Origin of the sequence: Streptomyces ficellus (genome assembly GCF_030406405.1) — a bacterium.
Classification (GTDB): domain Bacteria; phylum Actinomycetota; class Actinomycetes; order Streptomycetales; family Streptomycetaceae; genus Streptomyces; species Streptomyces ficellus_B.
On record NZ_JAUEPL010000038.1, the window covers coordinates 1 to 24,050 of the forward strand.

Here is a 24,050-nt window from a genome sequence, read left to right on the forward strand (position 1 = left end):
GGGCGCGGCGGCCGGACCCGGCGTGGCGGCCGGACCCGGCGTGGCGGCCGAACCCGGCGCGGCGGCAGGACCGATCGGGGCGGCCGGGGGTGGCGCGGGCGGTGGCGTGGGCGGTGGCAGGGGGCGGCCGTCGGGTGACCAGAAGGCGACCCTGCCCTCGCGCGGCAGCGCGGCGGGCAGGAACACCGCGGCGAAGGTGTGCAGCGCCTGCTGCCGCATGGTCGGTCACCTCCCTCAACCCTGGTCGTGTCCTGGATCTACGACCTTACGGGTGGGGTCTGACAATCGGTCCGAGCGCCGTCAGCGCACCCCCTCCCACAGCGCCCGCTCCGCCGCCCGCGGGTCACCGACCACGCCCGGCCCGACGTCGTCGAAGACCATCGTCGTACGGCTCTGCAGGTCATACGGGGCCCAGCCCGGCTCGCCGGTCGTCGCGAACGCCACCCACGCCCCGTGCATCGCGTCCGCCACGGCCTGCGGCGGGTCCTCGCCGGTCATCGGCGCGTACACCGGGTCGCCGAGCCGGTCGAAGACATAGGCGAGCTCGCCGGCGTGGCAGGCGCCGAGCCGCCCGTCGAAGGCGGTGGAGCGCCGGGCGAACTCGTACATGTGCGAGCCCGGCACCGACTCGGCCAGCCGGATCGCCGGGATCCGGTAGAACCAGTCCGTCGCCATCGCGTCGAACAGCTCGCCGGGCGCGGCGCCCGGTCGCGCGTCCCGGTAGACCGGGAGGGCCTTGTCGGGGTCGAGGCCGTAGGCCTGGGCGGTGGCCCGGAGCTTGGCCTCCGACAGGAGGTGCAGCCGCTCGGTGGGGACGAGGAACAGCCGGTACTCCTCGCGGTTGCTGCCGACCAGCAGGTCGACGCCGCAGTCGGGCCCCGGCAGCGCCAGGCCCTCGGTCACCGGCTCGAACGGCATCGCGTTGAGCGCCGCCTCACCCCACAGGGCGGGGTCGGGGCGGGCGCCGATCTCGCCGCGCAGTTCCGCTTGCGCGGCGAGGAACCGGCCGAGCGGTACGGCGGCGAAGGCGTCGGCGGTCGGTTCGATCGCCAGCTTCTCGGCCAGGCGCGCGGTGATCCGGCGGGCGGACGGGGGGCGCAGGAAGTGGTGCGCCGCTCCGCTCTGGAGGATCGCCCGGTGGAACAGGCCGCGCGCCCGTGCGTGGGTCAGCAGGACGCCGATGCTCATCGCGCCGGCCGACTCACCGAAGAGGGTCACCCGGTCGGGGTCGCCGCCGAAGGCCGCGATGTTGTCCCGTACCCACTCCAGCGCCGCGATCTGGTCGAGCAGGCCCCGGTTGTCCGGCACGCCGTCCAGGTGCAGGAACCCGTCCACGCCGAGGCGGTAGTTGAGCGACACGAACACCACGCCGTCCCGGGCGAAGGCACTGCCGTCGTACGCGGACGAGGACGCCGCCCCGTTGGCGAAGGCCCCTCCGTACAGCCAGACCATGACCGGCAGCCGGGCGCCGGGGCCGGGGGACGGCGTCCATACGTTGAGGTTGAGGCAGTCCTCTCCCGGAATCGTGGCCTCCGGGAGGAGGGCGTCGAAGGGAGGGGTGTACGGGGCCTTCGGCGGGGTGGGGCCGTAGGAGGTCGCGTCCCGTATCCCGCTCCACGCGCGCGGTGGGGCCGCTGGCCGGAAGCGCAGCTCACCGAAGGGCGGGGCGGCGTACGGGACGCCGAGGAAGGAGGCGACCCCGCCCGCCGACGCCTTTCCGCGCACCACGCCGTACTGGGTCGTGCACACCGGCCCCATCTGTGCCCCTCCGCTCATGTGCCCCGCCCGCCACCAGGCCCAGTCTTTCGTACCGCGCCGCCCTCGCCCGCGTAAAGGCCGCCCTTGAGCCGGACGACCGCGCCCTGCCGCACGCTACGCCCCGCCACACGCCACGCCCCGCCGCACGCCACGCCCCGCAGCACGCCGTGCCGCGGCTCACAGCCGCCTACGGGCCAGCTCCAGGAGCTCCGCGTTCCGGTGGCGACGCGTCCACGCGATCACCGCCGGGGACGGCGAGGATGCCTCTCATACGGCGGTGGATACCCCTTCGCGTGGGCCCAGGTGGTCGGACACCGCTCGGCCGGGTACCCGCCCCGCAGGAGGGCGATCACCATGCGTACTGGCAGTGAACCGAGAACCGCGCGCAGTCCCCTCCGGACCCGGTTCTGGCTCAGCGTCTGGGGCCTGATCTGGGCGGGAGCAGGAACGGCGGCCTTCGCTCTGGCCGGCCGCCCCGGCTGGGCGGCTGCCTGCGGACTGCTGTGCGTGGTCATCCTGGTGGACCTGGGGTTCATCGTGCGCCACATCCGCCAGGGCCCGCACTACCAACCGGGCCGGGACATACCCCCGTACGAGCCGGGGGACGGCAGCCCGCGCGGCCGGTGACGCAGGCCCGGGCAGCTGCCGGGCCGGGAGGGAGCGGCCTTATTCCTCGGGCGGCAGATCGGACGGGAAGTCGACCGGGAAGCGTGCGGCTTCCAGGTACTCCGGCTTCGGGTCGAGAGCGGCCGCCAGGCGGAAGTGGCGTTTGGCCCGGTCGGGGCGGCCTGAGCGCTGGAAGGTGCGGGCCAGGGCGAAGTGGGCGAACGCGTTGTCCGGCTCCCGCTCCAGGACCAGCTCGAATTCCAGCTCGGCCGGCCGGAGTTGGGCGGCCGCGAAGAAGGCGCGGGCACGCAGCAGCCGGGCGGCGGTGTTCTCGGGGTAGGCCGCGATCACGGAGTCGAGCAGCTTGACGGCTCCGCGTGGGTCCCGGGCGGCGAGCAGTTGCTCCGCCGCGCGGAAGTCGATGACGTGGGTCTCCGGGTTGGTCTCGGGCACACTCGCATCCTTCCCTCGCTCCGGCGGTTCAACGTCTGCGGGACGGGCGGTATTCCTGTGGCACGGGTGCGGATCAGGCGCCGCCGGGCCCGGATGAGCGGCGGGCGGCCCGCTCCCTCAGCTCCGTCCAGACCTTGCGGACCTGGGGTTCCAGGGCCTCCAGCGGTCCGTCGTTGTCGATGATGATGTCCGCGACGGCTCGCCGCTGCTCCCGTGTGGCCTGTACGGCCATCCGGGCGCGGGCCTCGGACTCGGTCATGCCGCGCAGCCGTACCAGCCGGTCCAGCTGCGTCTCGGGTGAGGCGTCGACGACCACGACGAGGTCGTAGAGCGGCGCCAGGCCGTTCTCGGTCAGCAGCGGCACGTCGTGGACCACCACCGCGTCCGGCCCCGCGGCCGCTTCGAGCTCCGCCGAGCGCGCGCCGACGAGGGGGTGCACGATGCCGTTGAGCGTGGCCAGCCGGTCGGCGTCGGAGAAGACGATGGAGCCGAGCCGGGGTCGGTCGAGGGCGCCGTCAGGCGTGAGGATGTCCGGGCCGAATGCCGCCACGATGGCCTCCAGCCCGGGCGTTCCGGGCTCGACCACCTCGCGGGCGATCTTGTCGGCGTCGATGAGCACCGCCCCGTACGAGGAGAGCAGCCGCGACACCTCGCTCTTTCCGGCACCGATTCCGCCGGTCAACCCCACCTTCAGCATGACCGGAAGCCTAGGGCCTGCCTTCCCGATCTTTCCAGGGCCGTGGGTCCTGTCCCGGCCCGGTCGACCGGACGGGCCCTAGGCGTCGCCCTCCCGCTCGGCGAGGAACCGCTCGAACTCGCGGCCGATCTCGTCGGCCGAGGGCAGGTCCACCGGTTCGGCGACCAGGCTGCCGCGCGTCTCGGCTCCCGCCATCGCGTCGTACTGGTGCTCCAGCCCCTGCACCAGCGCGACCAGTTCCTCGTCGCCCTCGCCGATCTGGCGCTCGATCTCGGTCTGGGTGCGCTGTGCCTGCGTACGCAGGGAGTGCGCGATGCCCGGCAGGACGAGGCCGGTCGCCGCCGTGATGGCCTCCACGGCGGTCAGCGCGGCGTCCGGGTACGCGGACCGCGCCACGTAGTGCGGTACGTGCGCGGCGACGCCGAGGACGTCGTGCCCGGCCTCCATGAGGCGGTACTCGATCAGCGCCTCGGCGCTGCCCGGTACCTGCGCCTCATCGAAGGGGCTGCGGTGGCCCGGCATCAGGTCGGTGCGGTTGCCGTGCGGGGTGAGGCCGACGGGGCGGGTGTGGGGGACGCCCATGGGGATGCCGTGGAAGTTGACCGAAAGCCGCACACCGAGGCGTTCGACGATCTGACGTACGGCGGCGGCGAACCGCTCCCACTCCACGTCGGGTTCGGGTCCGGACAGCAGCAGGAAGGGCGCACCCGTGGCGTCCTGCACGAGACGGACGTCGATGCTCGGGGTCTCGTACCCGCTCCAGCGGTCGCGCCGGAAGGTGAGCAGCGGGCGGCGGGCCCGGTAGTCCACGAGCCTGTCGTGGTCGAAGCGGGCCACCACCTGGTGGGGCAGCGAGTCCAGCAGGTTGTCGACGATCTGCTCGCCGGTCTCACCCGCGTCGATGTATCCGTCGAAGTGGTAGAGCATGACCAGGCCGGCCGAGTCCTGGGCCAGCGCCATGTCGACGGCGGCCAGGCCCTTCGGCTCCCATTCGTACAAACCCTGCGGATCAAGCACGATTACCGCTCCTCCTCGTGTCCGTAGGAAGAACGTCACTCGCCGTGGGCACATTCCCCGCGCAGGGGCCATATCCGGTCCGCCACGCGCCCTTTGACGCCCACGTGGTCGAGACCTTCGCCTGCTGGTACCCCCTCCCTACCGTCACGGGGCCACACGCCGCTTCAGATCCCCGCCCGGCGTACACCCACGCGACCTGACGGGAAGGCACCCCCCATGCGCACCTGCCGGGAACCACACGATGGAGGCCCTTCCCTGCCGGGGATCACACACGACTGAGGCCCGCCCCCTCCAGGGGACGGGCCTCAGTGCTAGCTACTGCTACCGCTCAGCGGTGAGCCGGGAATTCAGCTCTGACCGCCGGCCAGCTTCTCGCGGAGAGCGGCCAGGGCCTCGTCCGACGCCAGGGCGCCGGAGTTGTCGTCCGACTCCGAGGAGTACGAGCCACCGGAGGCACCCGCCGGGGCACCGGCCGGAGCGGCGGCGCCACCCTCGGCAGCGGCGGCCTCGTCGGCCTCGCGGGACTTGATGACCTGGGCCTGGTGCTGCTCGAAGCGCTGCTGCGCCTCGGCGTACTGGGTCTCCCACGCCTCGCGCTGGGCCTCGTAGCCCGGCAGCCAGTCGTTGGTCTCCGGGTCGAAGCCCTCGGGGTAGATGTAGTTGCCCTGGTCGTCGTACGACGCGGCCATGCCGTACAGCGTCGGGTCGAACTCCACCGAGGCCGGGTCGGTACCGAAGGACTCGTTGGCCTGCTTCAGCGAGAGGCTGATGCGACGGCGCTCCAGGTCGATGTCGATGACCTTGACGAAGATCTCGTCGTTGACCTGGACGACCTGCTCCGGGATCTCCACGTGGCGCTCGGCCAGCTCGGAGATGTGGACCAGACCCTCGATGCCCTCGTCCACGCGGACGAACGCACCGAACGGAACCAGCTTGGTGACCTTACCCGGGACGACCTGACCGATCTGGTGCGTACGGGCGAACTGCTGCCACGGGTCCTCCTGCGTCGCCTTCAGCGACAGGGAGACACGCTCGCGGTCCATGTCCACGTCGAGAACCTCGACGGTGACCTCCTGGCCGACCTCGACAACCTCGGAGGGGTGGTCGATGTGCTTCCAGGACAGCTCGGAGACGTGAACCAGACCGTCGACGCCACCCAGGTCCACGAACGCACCGAAGTTGACGATCGAGGAGACGACGCCGGAGCGGACCTGACCCTTCTGCAGGGTGGTGAGGAACGTCTGACGCACCTCGGACTGGGTCTGCTCAAGCCAGGCGCGGCGGGACAGGACCACGTTGTTGCGGTTCTTGTCCAGCTCGATGATCTTCGCCTCGAGCTCCTTGCCCACGTAGGGCTGGAGGTCGCGGACACGGCGCATCTCGACGAGGGAGGCCGGCAGGAAGCCACGGAGGCCGATGTCGAGGATGAGACCACCCTTGACCACCTCGATGACGGTGCCGGTGACGATGCCGTCCTCTTCCTTGATCTTCTCGATGGTGCCCCAGGCACGCTCGTACTGGGCGCGCTTCTTCGAGAGGATCAGGCGGCCTTCCTTGTCCTCCTTCTGGAGAACAAGGGCCTCGATCTCGTCGCCGACCTTGACGACCTCGTTCGGGTCGACGTCGTGCTTGATCGAGAGCTCGCGGCTCGGGATGACACCTTCGGTCTTGTAACCGATGTCGAGCAGGACCTCGTCCCGGTCGACCTTCACGATGACGCCGTCGACGATGTCGCCGTCGTTGAAGTACTTGATCGTCTCGTCGATCGCGGCGAGGAAGGCTTCCTCGTTACCGATGTCGTTGACCGCAACCTGCGGGGTGGTGGCGGTGGTCTCGGTGCTGCTCGTCATGTGGGAAAGGGCTCCGGTACGGACATTGAAGTCGTAGGTACTGCTACGCCGAGAGCCCGTATCGCAGCTGCAGAAGCCGGACAGCCAAGGAAGCGCCCTTCCCCGCCAGGGGTGGCGCCTCGACAACCGAGGGGACATACAACAGATGCGAGCGCGGCCTGCTCCGTCTGAGGCGCGCAGGCCCGCAGCGCAACCTTTAGCATACGGGGGCGGCCGGAGACGGTCAATGCGCGAAGGCGCACACCCGGGGCAGAACGTCACATACCCGGCACATTTAATGTTTCCCAAGGCCATAGTGGCCGCGCAGTCGGCCACGGTGGCCGCGCAGTCGCGCACCGCCGGTGCGCGCAGTGCGCAAATTACAACGGCGGGCGGGATGATCCAAGAGTACGAGCCTGAAGCCACTCGGCGCCACGTAGGCGACACGGAGAGCAGCCGCGCGAACCGTGGCTGGTGGGACCGGAACGCCGACGAGTACCAGTGCGAGCACGGGGCGTTCCTGGGCGACGACCGGTTCGTCTGGGGCCCCGAGGGGCTGGACGAGTCCGAGGCCCGGCTCCTGGGGGACGTCTCCGGGCTGGACATCCTGGAGATCGGTGCGGGCGCCGCCCAGTGTTCGCGCTGGCTGGCCTCCCAGGGCGCCCGTCCCGTCGCGCTGGACCTCTCCCACCGGCAGCTCCAGCACGCCCTGCGTATCGGACAGGACGTTCCCCTGGTGGAGGCCGACGCCTGCGCGCTGCCCTTCAGGGACGGCTCTTTCGACGCGGCGTGCTCGGCGTACGGGGCGGTGCCCTTCGTGGCCGATCCGGTTCAGCTCTTCCGGGAGGTGCACAGGGTGCTCCGGCCGGGCGGGCGGTGGGTGTTCTCCGTGACGCATCCGATCCGCTGGGCGTTCCCGGACGAGCCGGGCCCGGAGGGTCTGTCGGTGGCGGCCTCCTACTTCGACCGCACTCCGTACGTGGAGCAGGACGAGGAAGGGCGTGCGGTGTACGTCGAGCACCACCGGACCATGGGTGACCGGGTGCGGGACGTCGTCGCCGGCGGGTTCCGGCTGGTGGACCTGGTCGAGCCGCAGTGGCCTGCCTGGAACACCCAGGAGTGGGGCGGCTGGTCGCCGCTGCGCGGAAACCTGATCCCTGGGACGGCGATTTTCGTGTGCGAGCGCGCGTGATGCGTGCGCAGGCACGGGACCTTCCCGTACGGACCGCGCTGCCCGCGCTGGAACGGGCGCTGGACACGCACGGGGCGGCGGTGCTGTGCGCCCCGCCCGGGACCGGCAAGACCACTCTGGTGCCGCTCGCGCTGGCCGAGCGCGGAGCGCGGGTCCTGGTGGCGGAGCCGCGGCGGATCGCGGCGCGGGCGGCGGCCCGGCGCATGGCGTGGCTGCTGGGCGAGCGGGTGGGCGGCCGGGTGGGATTCACGGTGCGCGGCGAGCGGGTCGTGTCGGACGAGACGGTCGTCGAGGTGGTGACGACCGGTGTCCTGTTGCAGCGGCTCCAGCGGGACCAGGAGCTGCCCGGGGTCGACGTGATGATCCTCGACGAGTGCCATGAGCGGCACCTGGACGCGGATACGGCGGCCGCCTTCCTGCTGGACGTACGGGCCGCTCTGCGGCCGGAACTGCGGCTGGTGGCGGCTTCCGCAACGACGGACGCGGAGGGCTGGGCCCGGCTGCTGGGCGGTGCGCCGGTGGTGGAGGCGCAGGGCGTGGCGCATCCGGTGGAGGTGGTGTACGCGCCTGCCGCCGGGACGGTCCGGCCGCCGCGCGGGATGCTGGTCGATCCGGCGCTGCTGGCGCATGTGGCGTCCGTCGTACGGCGGGCGCTGGCCGAGCGCTCGGGTGACGTGCTGTGCTTCCTGCCCGGGGTCGGGGAGATCGCGCGCGTGGCGGGCCTGCTGTCCGGTGTGGACGCCGATGTGCTCCAGGTCCACGGCCGGGCTCCGGCGTCCGTCCAGGACGCGGTGCTGGCCGGCGCCGATCGCGGCCGCCGGGTGGTGCTGGCGACGTCCGTCGCGGAGTCGTCGCTGACGGTGCCGGGTGTGCGGGTGGTGGTCGACTCGGGCCTGGCGCGTGAGCCGCGCATGGACCATGCCCGGGGCCTCGGCTCGCTCACGACGGTACGGGCCTCCCGGGCGGCCGCCCGGCAGCGCGCGGGACGTGCGGGGCGGGAGGCGCCGGGAGTGGTCTACCGGTGCTGGGCCCAGGCGGAGGACGCGCGGTTGCCCCGGTTTCCGGCGCCGGAGATCCAGGTGGCCGATCTGACTGGGTTCGCGCTGCGGGCGGCCGCCTGGGGCGACCCCGACGCGTCGGGGCTGGCGCTGCTGGACGCGCCGCCCGAGGGCGCGATGGCCGCCGCGCGGTCGGTGCTGGGCGCGATCGGTGCCGTGGACGCGGCGGGGCGGGCGACGGACCGGGGCGTACGGATGTCCCGCCTGGGTCTGCACCCCCGGCTGGCCCGCGCGCTGCTGGACGGCGCTCCGGCGGTCGGTGCGCGGCGGGCCGCGGAGGTGGTGGCCCTGCTGAGCGAGGAGCCGCCGCGTGAGTACGGCGACGACCTGGCGGCCGCGTGGCGGGCGGCGCGGCGGGGCACCGACGCGTACGGGGCGCGCTGGCGGCAGGAGGCGCGGCGGCTGGCGGGGCATCTGGACGGCGCCTGGGGAGCACCGGCTGCCGCCCCGCCCGACGACGCCGTCGTGGGGACCGTCACCTCGCTCGCGTACCCGGAGCGGGTTGCCAGGGCTCGGGGCGAGGGCGCTTTCCTGATGGCCTCGGGCACCGGGGCGGAGCTGGGCGAGGGGTCGCGGTTGCGGGCCGCGCCGTGGCTGGCCGTCGCCGTCGCGGACCGGCCGTCGCATGCCGCCTCCGCGCGCGTGCGGCTGGCCGCCGTGGTGGACGAGGAGACCGCCCGGGCGGCCGCCGCACATCTGCTCGTGGCGCGGGAGGAGGTGCGCTGGGAGGACGGTGACGTGGTCGCGCGGGCCGTGGAGCGGCTGGGTGCCATCGAGGCGGCCGTACGGCCGCTGAGGGACCCGGACCCCGGTCTCGTACGCGCCGCCCTCCTGGACGGGCTGCGGCGCGACGGGCTGGGGCTGTTGCGCTGGTCGCGGGGTGCGCAGGAGCTGCGGCAGCGGCTGGCCTTCCTGCACCGGGTGCTGGGTGCGCCGTGGCCCGACGTGTCGGACGGCGCTCTGCTGGAGCGTACGGAGGAGTGGCTGGAGCCGGAGCTGTCGCGGGCGCGGCGCCGCGCGGATCTGGGCCGGATCGACGCCGGGCAGGCGCTCCAGCGGCTGCTGCCGTGGGCGACCGGGGACGCGGCCCGGCTGGATGAGCTGGCGCCGGAGCGGATCGAGGTGCCGAGCGGGTCGCGGATCCGGGTGGAGTACGGCGAGGGCGAGCAGCCGGTGCTGGCGGTGAAGCTCCAGGAGATGTTCGGCCTCGCCGAAACGCCCTCCATAGCGGGGGTTCCGGTGCTGGTGCACCTGCTGTCCCCCGCGGGCCGCCCCGCCGCCGTCACGGCGGACCTGGCGTCGTTCTGGCGCGACGGCTACCGCGCCGTACGGGCCGAGTTGCGCGGCCGCTACCCGAAGCACCCGTGGCCGGAGGACCCTTCGGCGGCGCAGCCCACCCGCCGGACGAACGGGCACCGCTGACGGCCGGGCGCCGGAGAGGCGGTGCGTGCGGCCGTGCCTGCGGCGCGTCCGTGCGGTGCGTGCGGCCGTGCGGTGCCGTGCCTGCGGTGCCGTGCCTGCGGCGCGTCCGTGCGGCGGGTCAGGCGACCTTGAGCTCGATGGTCAGGGTCGCGCCGCCGGTGGTGGTGAGGCGGAGCAGGAACGTGCCGGTCTCACCGTCCGCGTACATCCTGGGGAGCGTGAGCAGGCCATCGGCGTCGGTCTTCAGGTCCTTGAGGACGCGAATGGGGTTTCCCTGCTCATCCTTGGAGAAGTAGGGGCCCTTGGCGTTCACGGTGTCGTCGTCCGCGGCCGTGATCATGGTGGCGGTCACGGCGACACCGGAAGCGGCGGCGCCCTGGTAGGTCGCCTTCACCTGGACCTGGTCGGCGAACTGCGACTCGGGCTTGGCCGTCAGCTCCTTGCCGTCCGTCCGGGCGAGCGTGTCGGCCTGGCGGGCGGTGACGGTCGCCGTGTAGTCGAGCGCCGGGACCGAACGGCCCGCCACAGTGGCCCGGACGGTGAACTCGCCGGTCCGCTCGCCCGCCTGGAGCGCGGGAGCGGTGGCGGTGCCGTCTGCGCCGGTGAGGACGGTGGCGCTGGTGGCACCGTCCGGGAAGCGGGAGTCGGTGTCGCCGGCGACGGCGAACGTCACGCTCACCCTGGCCACCGGCTCGCCCGCCGCGTTCAGCGCCGTGACGGCGGGCCGCTCCGCGAACCGGGTGCCCGCCATCGCGGTCAGCGTGCCCGTACCGGCGTCCTTGAGGCGGGTGACGGTGGCGGACGGCGACGGCGAGGGCGCGGGGGCCGACGGTGGCGTGGGCTTCGGGGTCGGCTTGGTGGCGCCGGGGCTGGGCGTGGGGGCGGGCGTGGGGGTCGGCTTCGGCGTGACCGAGGGGCTCGGTGTCGGGGTGGGGCTGGGAACCGTGGGCGTGGGCGTGGGCGTCGTGCCCGCGCCGCTGTCGCTGCGGTCGACCGGCAGAACGCCCGTGCCGTCCGGCACCTCGTGGCTGCCGTTCTTGTAGAACTCGAACCAGGACAGCACCGTTCGCAGGTACTCCTGGGAGCGGTTGTAGCTGAGGATCGCCCGGTCGAGGTCGGCCTTGAGCGCCAGGTTCCGGTTGTTGGCGCACAGGTACATACCGGCGGCCCGCGCGGCGTCGTAGATGTTGTTCGGGTCCTTGCGGCCGTCGCCGTTGGCGTCCTGGCCCCAGTCGGCCCAGGTGGAGGGGATGAACTGCATGGGGCCGACCGCGCGGTCGTGCGTGGTGTCGCCGTCGTACGCGCCGTTGTCGGTGTCGGAGATGTTGGCGAATCCGACGCCGTTGAGGACGGGGCCGAGGATCGGGGTGAGGGTGGTGCCGTTGGCGTCGACGCGCCCACCGCGCGCCTGGCCGGACTCCACCTTGCCGATGCCGGCGAGGAGTTGCCACGGCAGGTTGCAGCCGGGGTCGTTGGTCTTCAGGTACTGCTCGGCCTGCTTGTAGGCCGCGAGAACGGTCGCCGGTATGCCCGCTTCCGCGGCGCCCGTCGCGGGCAGGTCGATGGAAGCGCCGGGCTTGGTGGGGGTGTTGAGCGGCGGCAGGTCCGTGTAGTAGGGGGAATTGCCGGTCGCCGTGCCGTCCGCCGAGGGGGGTGTCGCGTCGGTCGCCCGCTGGTCGGGGCCACCGCCCGCGGACGGCGTCACACCCGGCGCCTGCGAGGCGGAGAGCGCGGCCACCGCCGCGGCGGCGACCGCGGTGCTGGTGGCTCCCTTGCGCAGCCGACGGCCGATGTGCGCTGCCATGCGTCCGGTCCCTCCCCGTGTGACTGCCCTTCGCGCTCCCCAGCGCGATGACTCAGGCGACCTTACGTCAACTCATCACCCCGGGACACCGTCACCTGACCGGTTTTCACGCTTTCGTCACCTCCGGGCCGCCCGGAATCGGGTGAGGGAACGTCACGCATACTGAGCGTCATTGACCAGCGGGACCAATTCGGGGGCACAGTCATGCCGTTCACGCTCAGCCACGCCGCGGCAGTACTGCCGGGGATACGGAGGACCGGCACCGCACGCGGCCCCCTGGTGGCCTCGGCGCTCGTCATGGGGTCGCTCTCGCCCGATATGACCTACTTTGCGGATACGGCGATCCCGGGGGCGATGCTCTTCGGGGACGTCACGCACAGCCTGGTGGGGATTCTCACCGTCGATACGGTCATCGCCGCCGTACTGGTGGCGGTGTGGCTGATGGTGCGTGAGCCGTTGCTCGCGCTCGTGCCGGGACGGTGGCAGCGGCGGGTGCACGCGCTGGTACGGGGACGGGCCTGGCGCGAGCGGCACCCGGCGGCGCGGGCGGTCTGGTTCTACGTCTCGGCCGCCATCGGGGCGGCCACGCATGTGGTGTGGGACCTGTTCACGCACGCGGACCGGTGGGGCACCAAGGTCCTGCCCGTCCTGGGGGAGGTGGTGGCCGGCTTCCCGGTGTATCTGTACGCGCAGTACGGCGGCTCCGCCCTCGCGCTGGTCGCGCTGGTGTGGTTCGCCGGCGGCGCGCTGCGCCGGGTGCCCGTGGACGGGGCGGCGGCGGACCTGCCGCGGGTGCCGGTGCTGGGGCGGCGGGGGCGGTGGCTGGCGGCGGGAGTGCTGGGCGGGTGCGTGGCGGTGGGGATCGCGCACCGGTGCGCGCGGTGGTACGCGTACTGGGGGCGGATCGACACGCCGCTGGACATCATCCCTACGGCCTGCTTCGGAGCGGGCGCGGGGCTCGCGGCCGGGCTGCTGCTGTACGGGGCGGGGATGCGGCTGCGCCACGCCGGTGCCCGGCAGCCAGCGGGCTGAGCCGAGGCCCAGGTCGGCCGCCCCGCCGAGGGCTGCGCGCCGGGACCTGCCCCGCCGAGGGCTGCCGCGCCGGGGCCTGCCGCGTTGAAGGGCGGCCGGCGCGGTGGAGTCCCGGCTCCGGCTCCGGCCCGCTCGCGGCGCGGCGGGCAGGACCGGAGCCGGTCGACGGCGTCAGTGCGCGGCGGACTCCCAGTCCGGGCCGACGCCCACCGACACGTCCAGCGGGGCACGCAGTTCGACCGCCGTGGACATTTCGTGGCGGACGATCTCCTCCACGCGGGCGCGCTCCCCGGGGGCGATCTCCAGGACGATTTCGTCGTGGACCTGCAGCAGGATGCGGGAGGTGAGGTCCGCCTCGGTCAGGGCCCGGTCGACATTCAGCATGGCGACCTTCACGATGTCGGCGGCCGTGCCCTGGATCGGGGCGTTCAGCGCCATCCGCTCGGCCGCCTCGCGGCGCTGGCGGTTGTCGCTGTTGAGGTCCGGCAGATAACGCCGGCGGCCCAGCATCGTCTCCGTGTAGCCGGTGGCGCGGGCCTCGTCGACCACGCGGTGCAGATACTCGCGCACCCCGCCGAACCGTTCGAAGTACGTGTCCATCAGGGCGCGCGCCTCGCCCGCCTCGATGTTCAGCTGCTGGGACAGGCCGAAGGCGGACAGCCCGTACGCCAGCCCGTACGACATCGCCTTGATCTTGCGGCGCATCTCCGCGTCGACGGCGGACCGTGCCACGCCGAAGACCTGGGAGGCGACGGTGGTGTGCAGGTCCTCACCGGAGGTGAACGCCTGGATCAGGCCCTCGTCCTCCGACAGGTGCGCCATCACCCGCAGCTCGATCTGGCTGTAGTCGGCGGTCATGAGGGATTCGAAGCCCTCGCCGACGACGAAGCCATGGCGGATGGCGCGGCCCTCGTCGGTGCGCACCGGCACGTTCTGCAGGTTGGGGTCGGTGGACGACAGGCGTCCGGTGGCCGCGACCGTCTGGCTGAAGGTGGTGTGGATGCGGCCGTCCGCGGCGATCGTCTTGATCAGGCCCTCGACCGTGGAGCGCAGCCGGGCCTGCTCGCGGTGGCGCAGCATGATGACCGGCAGTTCGTGCTCGGTCTGCGCGGCCAGCCACGCCAGCGCGTCCGCGTCCGTGGTGTAACCGGTCTTGGTCTTCTTCGTCTTGGGCAGGTTGAGCTCGCCGAAGAGCACCTCTTGAAGCTGCTTGGGCGAACCGAGGTTGAACTCGTGCCCGACAGAGGCGTGCGCCTCCTTCACGGCCTGCTGCACCGCGCCCGCGAACTGCTGCTCCATGGCCTCCAGATGGGCGCGGTCGGCACGGATGCCGTGCCGCTCCATCCTCGCCAGCAGCAGGGAGGTGGGCAGTTCGACGTCGTGCAGCAGCTCGACCGCGCCGACTTCCTCCAGCTTCTCGCCGAGGGCGTCGCCCAGGTCGAGCACCGCGCGGGCCTGGGCCATGAGGGCGTCGGCCTCGGCCTGCTCGTCGGTGCCGAAGGCCAGCTGCCCGTCAGCGGCGGCCGGGGCGAGCTCGCGGTGGAGGTACTCGACGGACAGGGCGTCCAGCGCGAAGGACCGGCGGCCCGGCTTGACCAGGTAGGCGGCCAGCGCGGTGTCCATCGTGATGCCCTCGATGTGCCAGCCGTGCTCGGGGAAGACCCGCAGCGCCTCCTTGGCGTTGTGCATGATCTTCGGCCGGGCGGGGTCGGCGAGCCACGCGGCGAAGGCCTTCTCGTCGGCCTCGTCCAGCTGGGTCGTGTCGAACCAGGCGGCCCTCCCGTCGGCAGCGGCCAGCGCGACCTCGCTGACGTTGCCCACGCCCAGGGCCCACGTCGCGACGGTCGCCACGCCGAGCGGCTGCCCGCCGTGCTGCTCCAGCCAGGAGGCGAGCTCGCCGGCGCCCAGGACCGTGCCGTCCAGCTCCACACCGGCGGCCGTGGCCGGTGCCTGCTCCTCCTCCGCGCCCGGGTCGACGGACAGCAGCCGCTCCCGCAGGCTCGGGTTGCGGATCTCCAGGACCTCCAGGAACCCCTTCAACGCCGTCCGGTCGTACGGCCGGCGCTCCAGGTCCACGACCGTCTTGGGCAGCTCCACGTCCCGCACCAGCTCGGTGAGGTGGCGGTTGAGCTTGACCGACTCCAGGTGGTCGCGCAGGGCCTGGCCGACCTTGCCCTTGACCTCGTCGGCGCGCTCGACCAGCTCCGCGAACGAACCGAACTGGCTGATCCACTTCGTGGCGGTCTTCTCACCGACACCGGGGATGCCCGGCAGGTTGTCGGACGGGTCGCCGCGCAGCGCGGCGAAGTCGGGGTACTGCGCGGGGGTCAGTCCGTACTTCTCCTGGACCTTCTGAGGGGTGAAGCGGGTCAGCTCGGAGACGCCCTTAGTGGGGTAGAGCACGGTCACGTGGTCGGAGACCAGCTGAAAGGAGTCGCGGTCGCCGGTGACGATCAGCACCTCGAAGCCCGCGGCCTCGGCCTGGGTGGCGAGCGTCGCGATGACGTCGTCCGCCTCGAAGCCCTCCACCGCGAACCGCTCCGCGTTCATGGTGTCCAGCAGCTCGCCGATCAGCTCGACCTGCCCCTTGAACTCATCGGGGGTCTTCGAGCGGTTCGCCTTGTACTCGGGGAAGTCCTCGGAGCGCCAGGTCTTGCGGGACACGTCGAACGCCACGGCGAAGTGCGTGGGCGACTCATCACGCAACGTGTTCGCCAGCATCGACGCGAAGCCGTAGATCGCGTTGGTCGTCTGGCCGCTCGCGGTGGTGAAGTTCTCCGCGGGCAGCGCGAAGAACGCCCGGTACGCCAGGGAGTGCCCGTCCATGAGGAGCAGGCGCGGACGGTTGTCGTCGGTCTTCTTCGATGCTGTCTCTACCACGGGGACGATCCTGCCACGGCCCACTGACAATGCCGACCGAGCCGGCCTTGAGTCCGCCGTTGTCAGTGCCACGTGACAGGATCGCAGACGTACACAGGAGACAACCGCTCGAGGGGGAGCGCGATGGCCAGCAAGCCGCCCACAGGTGACCCGGTCCAGGACGCGCCGCAGGTCGCGCCGCCCCAGCACGCCGCCGCCGGGCTCCCCGCGATCGGGCACACCCTCAAGATCTCCCAGCAGCAGATGGGGGTGGCCCGCACCGCGCGCACCCTGCTCAAGGTGAACCAGAAGGACGGCTTCGACTGTCCCGGCTGCGCCTGGCCCGAGGGCGACAAGCGGCACATCGCGGAGTTCTGCGAGAACGGTGCGAAGGCCGTCGCCGAGGAGGCGACGCTGCGCCGGGTGACGCCGGACTTCTTCGCCGCCCATCCCCTCGCGGACCTCGCCACCCGCAGCGGGTACTGGCTGGGCCAGCAGGGCCGCATCACCCACCCCATGTACGCGGCCCAGGGCGCCGACCGGTACGAGCCGGTGAGCTGGGAGCGCGCCTTCGAGATCATCGCGGAGGAGCTGACGGCGCTCGACTCCCCCGACGAGGCCGTCTTCTACACCTCCGGCCGCACCAGCAACGAGGCCGCGTTCCTGCTCCAGCTCTTCGCCCGCGAGTTCGGCACCAACAACCTCCCCGACTGCTCCAACATGTGCCACGAGTCGTCCGGCTCGGCGCTGACCGAGACGATCGGCATCGGCAAGGGCAGCGTCTCGCTGGAGGACCTGCACCGCGCGGACCTGATCATCGTGGCCGGGCAGAATCCCGGCACCAACCATCCGCGCATGCTGTCCGCCCTGGAGAAGGCCAAGGCCGCGGGTGCGAAGATCATTTCGGTGAATCCGCTGCCCGAGGCGGGCCTGGAGCGGTTCAAGAACCCGCAGACCCCACTGGGCATGCTCAAGGGCGCCGCGCTCACCGACCTGTTCCTCCAGATCCGCATCGGCGGCGACCAAGCCCTCTTCCGCCTCCTCAACAAGCTGATCCTCGACAGCGACGGCGCCGTCGACGAGCGGTTCGTACGGGATCACACCCATGGGTACGAGGAGTTCGCGGCCGCCGCCAGGGCCGCCGACTGGGAGGAGACCCTCGCCGCCACCGGGCTGGAGCGCGGCGAGATCGAGCGGGCGCTGCGCATGGTCCTGGACTCGCGGCGCACCATCGTCTGCTGGGCCATGGGCCTGACCCAGCACAAGCACTCCGTGCCGACCATCCGCGAAGTGGTCAACTTCCTGCTGCTGCGCGGCAACATCGGCCGCCCGGGCGCCGGTGTCTGCCCCGTGCGGGGCCACTCCAATGTGCAGGGCGACCGCACCATGGGGATCTTCGAGCGCCCCTCGGCCGCTTTCCTGGACGCCCTGGACAGGGAGTTCGGCATCACCTCGCCCCGCCACCACGGCTTCGACGTGGTCCGCGCCATCCAGGCGCTGCGCGACGGGAAGGCCAAGGTCTTCTTCGCGATGGGCGGCAACTTCGTCGGCGCGACCCCCGACACCGGGGTCACCGAGGCCGCCATGCGCAAGGCCCGCCTCACCGTGCACGTGTCGACCAAGCTCAACCGCTCGCACGCGGTCACCGGCAGGCGCGCGTTGATCCTGCCCACGCTGGGCCGCACCGACAAGGACGTACAGGAAGCGGGCAAGCAGTTCGTGACCGTCGAGGACTCCATGGGGCTGGTCCACGCCTCACGTGGGAACCTGCCGCCCGCCAGCCCCCACCTGCTGTCCGAGCCGGCCATCGTGGCGCGCATGGCGCGGGCCGTGCTGGGCGCCGCCTCCGCCACACCCTGGGAGGAGTTCGAGCGGGACTACGCCACGATCCGCGACAGCATCGCGCGCGTGGTGCCGGGCTTCGAGGACTTCAACGCCAGGATCGCCCGCCCGGGCGGCTTCGCCCTGCCGCACGCCCCGCGCGACGAGCGCCGTTTCCCGACCCCGACCGGCAAGGCCCATTTCACCGCCGCTCCCGTCGAGTACCCCCAGGTCCCCGAAGGCCGGCTGCTGCTGCAGACGCTGCGCTCCCACGATCAGTACAACACCACGATCTACGGCCTGGACGACCGCTACCGGGGCATCAAGGGCGGCCGCCGCGTGGTCCTGGTGCACCCCGACGACGCGGCCGTGCGCGGCCTCGCCGATGGCGCCTACGCCGACCTCGTCAGCGAGTGGACGGACGGCACCGAGCGCCGCGCGGCGGGTTTCCGCGTCGTCCACTACCCCACCGCGCGGGGCTGCGCCGCCGCGTACTACCCGGAGACGAACGTCCTCGTGCCGCTGGAGGCCACCGCCGACGTCAGCAACACCCCCGCCAGCAAGTCCGTGATCGTGCGTCTGGAACAATCGCCGCCCACCTGAGCGTTTGCTCAGGCTGCACGGCAGAGCAGGGACACGACGGTACGACGATCGGAGCCGGCCCCATGGGCGAGCAGACACACGTGAAGTTCCCGCAAGAGGTCCTCGACGAGTACGCCACGCTCGGTGTGGACCTGCCCGCCCTGTTCTCCGCCGGTCACCTCGGCAACCGCATGGGTGTGCAGATCCTTGAGGCGTCGGCGGAGCGCGTCGTCGGCACCATGCCGGTCGAGGGAAACACCCAGCCGTACGGGCTGCTGCACGGCGGCGCCTCCGCCGTCCTCGCCGAGACCCTCGGCTCGGTCGGCTCGATGCTCCACGGCGGCGTCTCCAAGATCGCCGTCGGTGTGGACCTGAACTGCACGCACCACCGGGGCGTGCGCAGCGGACTGGTGACCGGTGTGGCCACCCCCGTCCACCGCGGACGCTCCACCGCCACGTACGAGATCGTCATCACCGACGAGCAGGACAAGCGGGTCTGCACGGCCCGCCTGACCTGCCTGCTGCGCGACGCCTCCCCCAAGGACGCGGACGGCATCCCCGCGCCCGGCGCCGCCGGGGGCACGGACTCACCGGCGGCCTGACGCGCCGCCCGGCCCGGCCCGTCATCCGCGTCCGGCCCGGCGCCCTCCCGTACCGCCGCTCTCCGTCGCTCTCCGTCGCCGACTCGCCGAGCCCCCGCCGGGTGGGCGGCGTCCGCGCGGGAGAAGACCGGCTGACGGTGTTCCGCCGCGCCCCGCGGCACCGGGTCGTCGTCAGCGGCCCTGCCGGCACCCGCGCCCGCCCGGCACCGAGCCGGGGCCCGGGCCACCCCCGTACCCCACATCCGGGCGGCTTTCGGGACCGCGCCCGCCGCCCGCAGGGGCCTGTGAGCGTGACGATCACGCGGGACGCACGTGCCCATCCCACCGCTTCCGCCCCAGCGACACCGGACGGCATCGGACACCACCAGCCCGCAACACCCGGAAAAGCCAGTGCCATTGTGTGACCGAAGGTGACCGCCTAGCGTTGCCGCATGAGGTTCACCGGCCGCCCCGGAGCAGGCCGGCGCGCCGCGGCCGCCGGGCCGGCGCTATGCGCGCTGCTCATCGCCCCTGCCACGACCGGCTGTTCGCAATCCGGACCCCCCGCACCGCACAGCGGCACACCTGCCGACATCTGCACCAGCCTCGTGTCCCACTGGGCCAAGCAGGCCATCGACGACAGCAGTTGGGCGGGGCTCGACTGGGAACAGAAGGGCCTGTCCAACGAACAGCTGACCATCCACGACGACGTGGTCGCCGCCGCCCGCGCCGCCGAGCGCCGCGAAGGCCGCGAGGCGGCGATACGGCTGATCGACCGCCGCGCGCGGCAGCGATGCGAGGCGGCCAACGGCGCCACCGGCAGCTCGCAGAACTGGCGGCCCACCACGACGACGGTCACCCCGCCACCGGTCACGACGACCGAGCGGACACCATCTCGACGTAACACTGCGTTACCCATCCGCAATGCGGAAGAGGCCGGATCACCCGCCCCGGCCCCCGGGTGAACCCCCTGCCAGGCGTGTGGGGACCCAGACCCCTGTCAGGACCAAGATCGGCCCAAGCCCCTTAGCGGAACTGGGCATTCTCACTATGTGAGCGGAGTGGCTGCGACCGGAAAACGCGTATCTGTCCACACCTCACACACGCTCTCTCCCATCCGGCATAACAAGACAGTCACATCCTGACTCCCATGTTCCCGGACTCCGCCGGCTGCGCTTAGAGTCACCGCCAGTCACCGCGCCGCCGGGCGCGACTGCTGCACGGTCAGTACCTATCCAGTGCGTACCAACCCAGTGCGGCCCGGCGACCACACGGCACCTCACCTCGAGGGGGCCGCGCCAGGAAAGGACTCATCGTGCGACACCGTTCCTTGCTCATCCTCACCACCGTGCTCACCACGGGGGCACTCACCCTCACCGCCTGCGGATCGCGCGACGACAGCAAGGGCAGTGGCGGGGACAACGGTGGCAAGACGACCGTCGTCATAGGCGTCGACGCTCCGCTCACCGGATCTCTTTCCGCACTCGGCCAGGGCATCAAGAACTCCGTCGACTTGGCGGTACAGACGGCCAACAAGAACAACGAGGTCCCGGGCGTCACCTTCAAGATCGAAGCCCTCGACGACCAGGCCGTCCCCGCCTCCGGCCAGCAGAACGCCACCAAACTCGTCGGCATGAAGGACGTCCTCGGCGTCGTCGGCCCGCTGAACTCCGGCGTCTCCCAGTCCATGCAGGGCGTCTTCGCCAAGGCGAACCTGGCACAGGTCTCCCCCGCCAACACCAACCCGGCACTCAGCCAGGGCGACAAGTGGGGCTCCGGCGAGCTGAAGCGCCCGTTCAACACGTACTTCCGCACCGCCACCACCGACGTCATCCAGGGCCGCTTCGCCGCCCAGTACCTCTACAACGACGCCAAGAAGCGCAAGGTCTACGTCGTCAACGACAAGCAGACCTACGGCGCCGGTCTCGCCGCGATCTTCTCCAAGGAGTTCCAGCGCCTCGGCGGCAAGGTCGTCGGCACCGACAGCGTCACCGTGAAGGAGACCGACTTCTCCTCCACCGCCGACAAGATCAAGAGCTCCGGCGCGGACTCCGTCTACTTCGGCGGCCAGTACCCCGAGGGCGGCCTGCTCTCCGACCAGGTCAAGAAGGCCGGCGCGAAGATCCCCACCATGGGCGGCGACGGCATCTACGACCCGCAGTTCATCAAGGCCTCCGGCGAGCCCAACGAGGGTGACCTCGCCACCTCCGTCGGCTTCCCCGTCGAAAAGCTCCCCACCGCCAAGAAGTTCATCGCCGACTACAAGGCGGCCGGCTACAAGGACCCGTACGCGGCCTACGGCGGCTACTCCTACGACGCCGCCTGGGCCATCATCCAGGCCGTCAAGGCCGTCGTCGCCGACAACGACGGCAAGGTCCCGGCCGACGCCCGCGAGAAGGTCGTCGAGGCCATGTCGAAGGTCTCCTTCGACGGTGTGACCGGCAAGGTCTCCTTCGACCAGTACGGCGACACCACCAACAAGCAGCTCACCGTGTACCAGGTCAAGGGCGGCGAGTGGAAGGACGTCAAGTCCGCCACCTTCGAGGACTGATCACCCCGCACTGCCCCGCACCGAACTGAACCAAGCCGCGCGAGGGCGCAAACAGCGCCCTCGCGCGGACTCATATCCGACACGCTCATCGGAGGCCCTGCGGTGAACGAACTGCCGCAACAGCTGGCCAACGGCCTGGCCCTCGGCGCCCTTTATGGTCTGATCGCCATCGGGTACACCATGGTCTACGGCATCGTCCAGCTCATCAACTTCGCCCACGGCGAGATCTTCATGATCGGGGGCTTCGGTGCCCTCGCCACGTACACGATCCTCCCCAGCGGCATATCCATAGCCGTCGCCCTGCCCCTCATGCTCATCGGCGGCGCGATCGTGTCCGTGGCGGTGGCCACCGCCGCCGAACGCTTCGCCTACCGGCCCCTGCGCGGCGCCCCCCGCCTCGCCCCGCTGATCACGGCGATCGGCCTGTCGATCGCCCTCCAGCAACTCGTCTGGCGCTTCTACCCCGGCGCCAAGGGACCCGTCAGCTTCCCCGAGTTCACCGGCGAATCGTTCAAGATCCTGGGCAACCTGGCCATCTCCCGCGCCGACGCGTTCGTCCTCGCCGCCGCCCCGCTGTGCATGCTCGCCCTCGGCCTCTTCGTCTCCAAGAGCCGCAGCGGCCGCGCCATGCAGGCCACCGCCCAGGACCCGGACACCGCCAAGCTCATGGGCATCAACACCGACCGCATCATCGTGATGGCCTTCGCCATCGGCGCGGCCTTCGCCGCCGTCGCGGCGGTCGCCGAAGGCCTCGACAAGGGCCAGATCCGCTTCGAGATGGGCTTCCTGCTGGGCCTCAAGGCCTTCACCGCCGCCGTCCTCGGCGGCATCGGCAACATCTACGGCGCCATGGTCGGCGGCGTCGCCCTCGGCATCGTCGAAACACTCTCCATCGCCTACGTGCAGGACATCCCCGGCATGGAGCAGTTCGGCGGCGGCGCCTGGAAGGACGTATGGGCCTTCTCGCTACTCATCCTCGTGCTGCTCTTCAGGCCACAAGGACTGCTCGGCGAACGCGTCGCGGACAGGGCGTGAGAACCATGACCACAGACACCACCACCCTCAAGACCCCCGAGCCGACCGCGGACACCGCCACCGGCACCGGACCCCTGTACTGGACCGTCGCCCTCGGCGGCGTCGCCACCATCGCCAGCACGTTCCTCTCCTGGACGTACACCGCCGAATTCCCCGGCGACCTCACCGTCTACGGCTACCCGGGCGGCCTCCAGGTCCTCACCCTCGTCGCCGGCGCGCTCCTGGTGCTCTTCGCACTGGCCGCCCTCGACACCAAGGGCCTGCGCTGGCTCACCCCCGCCGGCGCCAACAAGCCCCTCAAGCTCCTCGCCCTCGGCGCGTTCGGCACCACCTGGTACACCGTCCTCGCCATCGCCGTCGAGCTCGGCGGCCTGGTCAACCTGGAGCCCGGCGGCTTCGTCGCCGCCGTCGCCACCCTCATCCCCCTCGCGGCACTCCGGCTCCCCGACGACGCCCGCCCGCTCAGCCGGCCCAAGGAACTCCCCTCCTGGGCCGAGATCCTCATCATTGTCGCCGCGTTCGCCATCGGCCTGTACGCCGTCACCTACGGCATCGACACCGAGTACCCCGAGCTGTTCATCGGCTACCTCATCACCCTCGGCTTCGCCGTCGCCGCGCTGATCAAAGCCGGACTCGTCCAGCGCTTCTCGGCACTGACCGCCACATACCGCGGCATCGCCGTCATCGCGGCCTTCGTCGCCGCCGCGGCGTTCCCCTTCACCCAGAGCACCGACCAGTACACCCTGATCGCGGTCAACATCCTCATCTTCGCGACCGTCGCCCTGGGCCTCAACGTCGTCGTCGGCCTCGCCGGCCTCCTCGACCTCGGATACGTCGCCTTCCTCGGCGTCGGCGCCTACACCGCCGCCATCGTCTCCGGATCGACCGCCTCCGCCTTCGACATCCAGTTCCCCTTCTGGGCCGCCGTCCTCACCGGCGCCGTCGTCTCACTGATCTTCGGCGTCGTCATCGGCGCGCCCACCCTGCGGCTGCGCGGCGACTACCTCGCCATCGTCACCCTCGGCTTCGGCGAGATCTTCCGCATCGTCATGCTCAACCTCGACGGCGAATCGGGACCACAGATCACCAACGGCCCCAACGGCATCCCCAACATCCCCGACCTCAACTTCTTCGGGTACGACTTCGGGGAACCCCACACCGTCCTCGGCATGGAACTCGGCTCCTACGCCAACTACTACCTGCTGATGCTGCTCGCGATGATCCTCGTCGTGCTGGTCTTCAGCCGCGCGCAGAACTCCCGCATCGGCCGCGCCTGGGTCGCCATCCGCGAGGACGAGACCGCGGCGACGGCCATGGGCATCAACGGCTTCCGCGTCAAGCTCATCGCCTTCGCGCTCGGCGCCACGCTCGCCGGCCTCGCCGGCACCGTGCAGGCCCACGTACAGAGCACCGTGGTCCCCGAGATGTACCAGTTCGCCGGCCCCGTGCCACCCAACTCGGCGTTCCTCCTCGCGGCCGTCATCCTCGGCGGCATGGGCACCATCAGCGGACCCCTGCTCGGCGCCTCCCTGCTCTACCTCATCCCGGCCAAGCTGGAATTCCTCAAGGACTACCAGCTCCTCGGCTTCGGCATCGCGCTCATCCTGCTGATGCGCTTCCGCCCCGAAGGCCTCATCGCCAACCGGCGCGCCCAGCTCGAATACCACGAGACCGGCCAACTCGACGTACCACAGCAGCAGAAGCTGACCGACGACCCGGCGGCCGGCACGGCGAAGGCGGGGGCGTGACCACC

Annotated in this window: 18 protein-coding genes; 10 read left to right on the forward strand and 8 right to left on the reverse strand. The window is 71.6% G+C overall.

Going from position 1 to position 24,050, the window contains the following annotated elements; genetic code table 11:
• Both QWM81_RS22310 and QWM81_RS22315 read right to left on the reverse strand, forming a co-directional pair.
• Window positions 1-219 (reverse strand): hypothetical protein (locus tag QWM81_RS22310; RefSeq protein WP_290114035.1); only part of this gene is annotated, 219 nt, incomplete at its 3' end.
• A gap of 81 nt (window positions 220-300) precedes the next feature.
• Entirely contained in the window at window positions 301-1,776 is a 1,476-nt protein-coding gene (locus QWM81_RS22315) for a carboxylesterase/lipase family protein (RefSeq protein WP_290114037.1), read from the reverse strand.
• Between the two features lie 336 nt (window positions 1,777-2,112).
• Here QWM81_RS22315 and QWM81_RS22320 point away from each other — a divergent pair, with 336 nt between their 5' ends.
• Complete coding sequence (locus QWM81_RS22320) at window positions 2,113-2,385, forward strand: DUF6343 family protein (protein WP_290114039.1); 273 nt, start codon at window positions 2,113-2,115, stop codon at window positions 2,383-2,385.
• Window positions 2,386-2,424: 39 nt separating this feature from the next.
• On the opposite strand, the gene QWM81_RS22325 is transcribed toward QWM81_RS22320, so the two are convergent.
• The 4 genes from QWM81_RS22325 to rpsA all read right to left on the reverse strand — a co-directional run bounded on the left by QWM81_RS22325 (window position 2,425) and on the right by rpsA (window position 6,381).
• Window positions 2,425-2,817: a tetratricopeptide repeat protein gene (locus QWM81_RS22325; protein ID WP_290114041.1), complete on the reverse strand. Its 393-nt coding sequence runs from the start codon at window positions 2,815-2,817 to the stop codon at window positions 2,425-2,427.
• A gap of 73 nt (window positions 2,818-2,890) precedes the next feature.
• On the reverse strand, window positions 2,891-3,514 hold the full coding sequence (gene coaE, locus QWM81_RS22330; RefSeq protein WP_290114042.1) for a dephospho-CoA kinase: 624 nt from the start codon (window positions 3,512-3,514) through the stop codon (window positions 2,891-2,893).
• A gap of 78 nt (window positions 3,515-3,592) precedes the next feature.
• Window positions 3,593-4,531 carry a PAC2 family protein gene (locus QWM81_RS22335; RefSeq protein WP_290114043.1) on the reverse strand — a complete coding sequence of 313 codons (939 nt, stop codon included), beginning with the start codon at window positions 4,529-4,531 and terminating at the stop codon, window positions 3,593-3,595.
• Window positions 4,532-4,878: 347 nt separating this feature from the next.
• Entirely contained in the window at window positions 4,879-6,381 is a 1,503-nt protein-coding gene (gene rpsA / locus QWM81_RS22340; RefSeq protein WP_290114045.1) for a 30S ribosomal protein S1, read from the reverse strand.
• Between the two features lie 376 nt (window positions 6,382-6,757).
• Here rpsA and QWM81_RS22345 point away from each other — a divergent pair, with 376 nt between their 5' ends.
• Both QWM81_RS22345 and hrpB read left to right on the forward strand, forming a co-directional pair.
• Window positions 6,758-7,552: a class I SAM-dependent methyltransferase gene (locus QWM81_RS22345; protein WP_290114047.1), complete on the forward strand. Its 795-nt coding sequence runs from the start codon at window positions 6,758-6,760 to the stop codon at window positions 7,550-7,552.
• A complete protein-coding gene (gene hrpB, locus QWM81_RS22350) occupies window positions 7,552-10,032 on the forward strand; it encodes an ATP-dependent helicase HrpB (protein WP_435372422.1) in 2,481 nt (826 codons plus the stop codon). The genes QWM81_RS22345 and hrpB overlap by 1 nt, the downstream gene beginning before the upstream one ends.
• 118 nt (window positions 10,033-10,150) lie before the next feature.
• On the opposite strand, the gene QWM81_RS22355 is transcribed toward hrpB, so the two are convergent.
• Window positions 10,151-11,836: a lytic transglycosylase domain-containing protein gene (locus tag QWM81_RS22355; protein ID WP_290114051.1), complete on the reverse strand. Its 1,686-nt coding sequence runs from the start codon at window positions 11,834-11,836 to the stop codon at window positions 10,151-10,153.
• A 204-nt stretch (window positions 11,837-12,040) separates the two neighbouring features.
• On the opposite strand from QWM81_RS22355, the gene QWM81_RS22360 reads away from it, so the two are divergent.
• Window positions 12,041-12,868, forward strand: a complete 828-nt coding sequence (locus QWM81_RS22360; protein WP_290114052.1) for a DUF4184 family protein — start codon at window positions 12,041-12,043, stop codon at window positions 12,866-12,868.
• Window positions 12,869-13,039: 171 nt separating this feature from the next.
• On the opposite strand, the gene polA is transcribed toward QWM81_RS22360, so the two are convergent.
• The gene (polA, locus tag QWM81_RS22365) at window positions 13,040-15,748 is read right to left on the reverse strand and encodes a DNA polymerase I (protein WP_290114053.1); all 2,709 of its coding nucleotides are present in this window, start codon (window positions 15,746-15,748) and stop codon (window positions 13,040-13,042) included.
• A gap of 123 nt (window positions 15,749-15,871) precedes the next feature.
• Here polA and QWM81_RS22370 point away from each other — a divergent pair, with 123 nt between their 5' ends.
• The 6 genes from QWM81_RS22370 (at window position 15,872) to QWM81_RS22395 (ending at window position 24,045) form a co-directional block, all read left to right on the forward strand.
• Window positions 15,872-18,151, forward strand: a complete 2,280-nt coding sequence (locus QWM81_RS22370) for an FdhF/YdeP family oxidoreductase (protein WP_290114054.1) — start codon at window positions 15,872-15,874, stop codon at window positions 18,149-18,151.
• A 62-nt stretch (window positions 18,152-18,213) separates the two neighbouring features.
• Window positions 18,214-18,732 carry a PaaI family thioesterase gene (locus QWM81_RS22375; protein WP_290114055.1) on the forward strand — a complete coding sequence of 173 codons (519 nt, stop codon included), beginning with the start codon at window positions 18,214-18,216 and terminating at the stop codon, window positions 18,730-18,732.
• A gap of 431 nt (window positions 18,733-19,163) precedes the next feature.
• On the forward strand, window positions 19,164-19,676 hold the full coding sequence (locus QWM81_RS22380) for a hypothetical protein (protein ID WP_290114057.1): 513 nt from the start codon (window positions 19,164-19,166) through the stop codon (window positions 19,674-19,676).
• A gap of 350 nt (window positions 19,677-20,026) precedes the next feature.
• On the forward strand, window positions 20,027-21,262 hold the full coding sequence (locus QWM81_RS22385) for a branched-chain amino acid ABC transporter substrate-binding protein (protein ID WP_290114058.1): 1,236 nt from the start codon (window positions 20,027-20,029) through the stop codon (window positions 21,260-21,262).
• Between the two features lie 102 nt (window positions 21,263-21,364).
• Window positions 21,365-22,297: a branched-chain amino acid ABC transporter permease gene (locus QWM81_RS22390; protein WP_290114060.1), complete on the forward strand. Its 933-nt coding sequence runs from the start codon at window positions 21,365-21,367 to the stop codon at window positions 22,295-22,297.
• A gap of 5 nt (window positions 22,298-22,302) precedes the next feature.
• Window positions 22,303-24,045 (forward strand): branched-chain amino acid ABC transporter permease, encoded by a 1,743-nt coding sequence (locus tag QWM81_RS22395; protein ID WP_290114062.1) that lies wholly within the window; start codon window positions 22,303-22,305, stop codon window positions 24,043-24,045.
• Window positions 24,046-24,050: the final 5 nt, after the last annotated feature.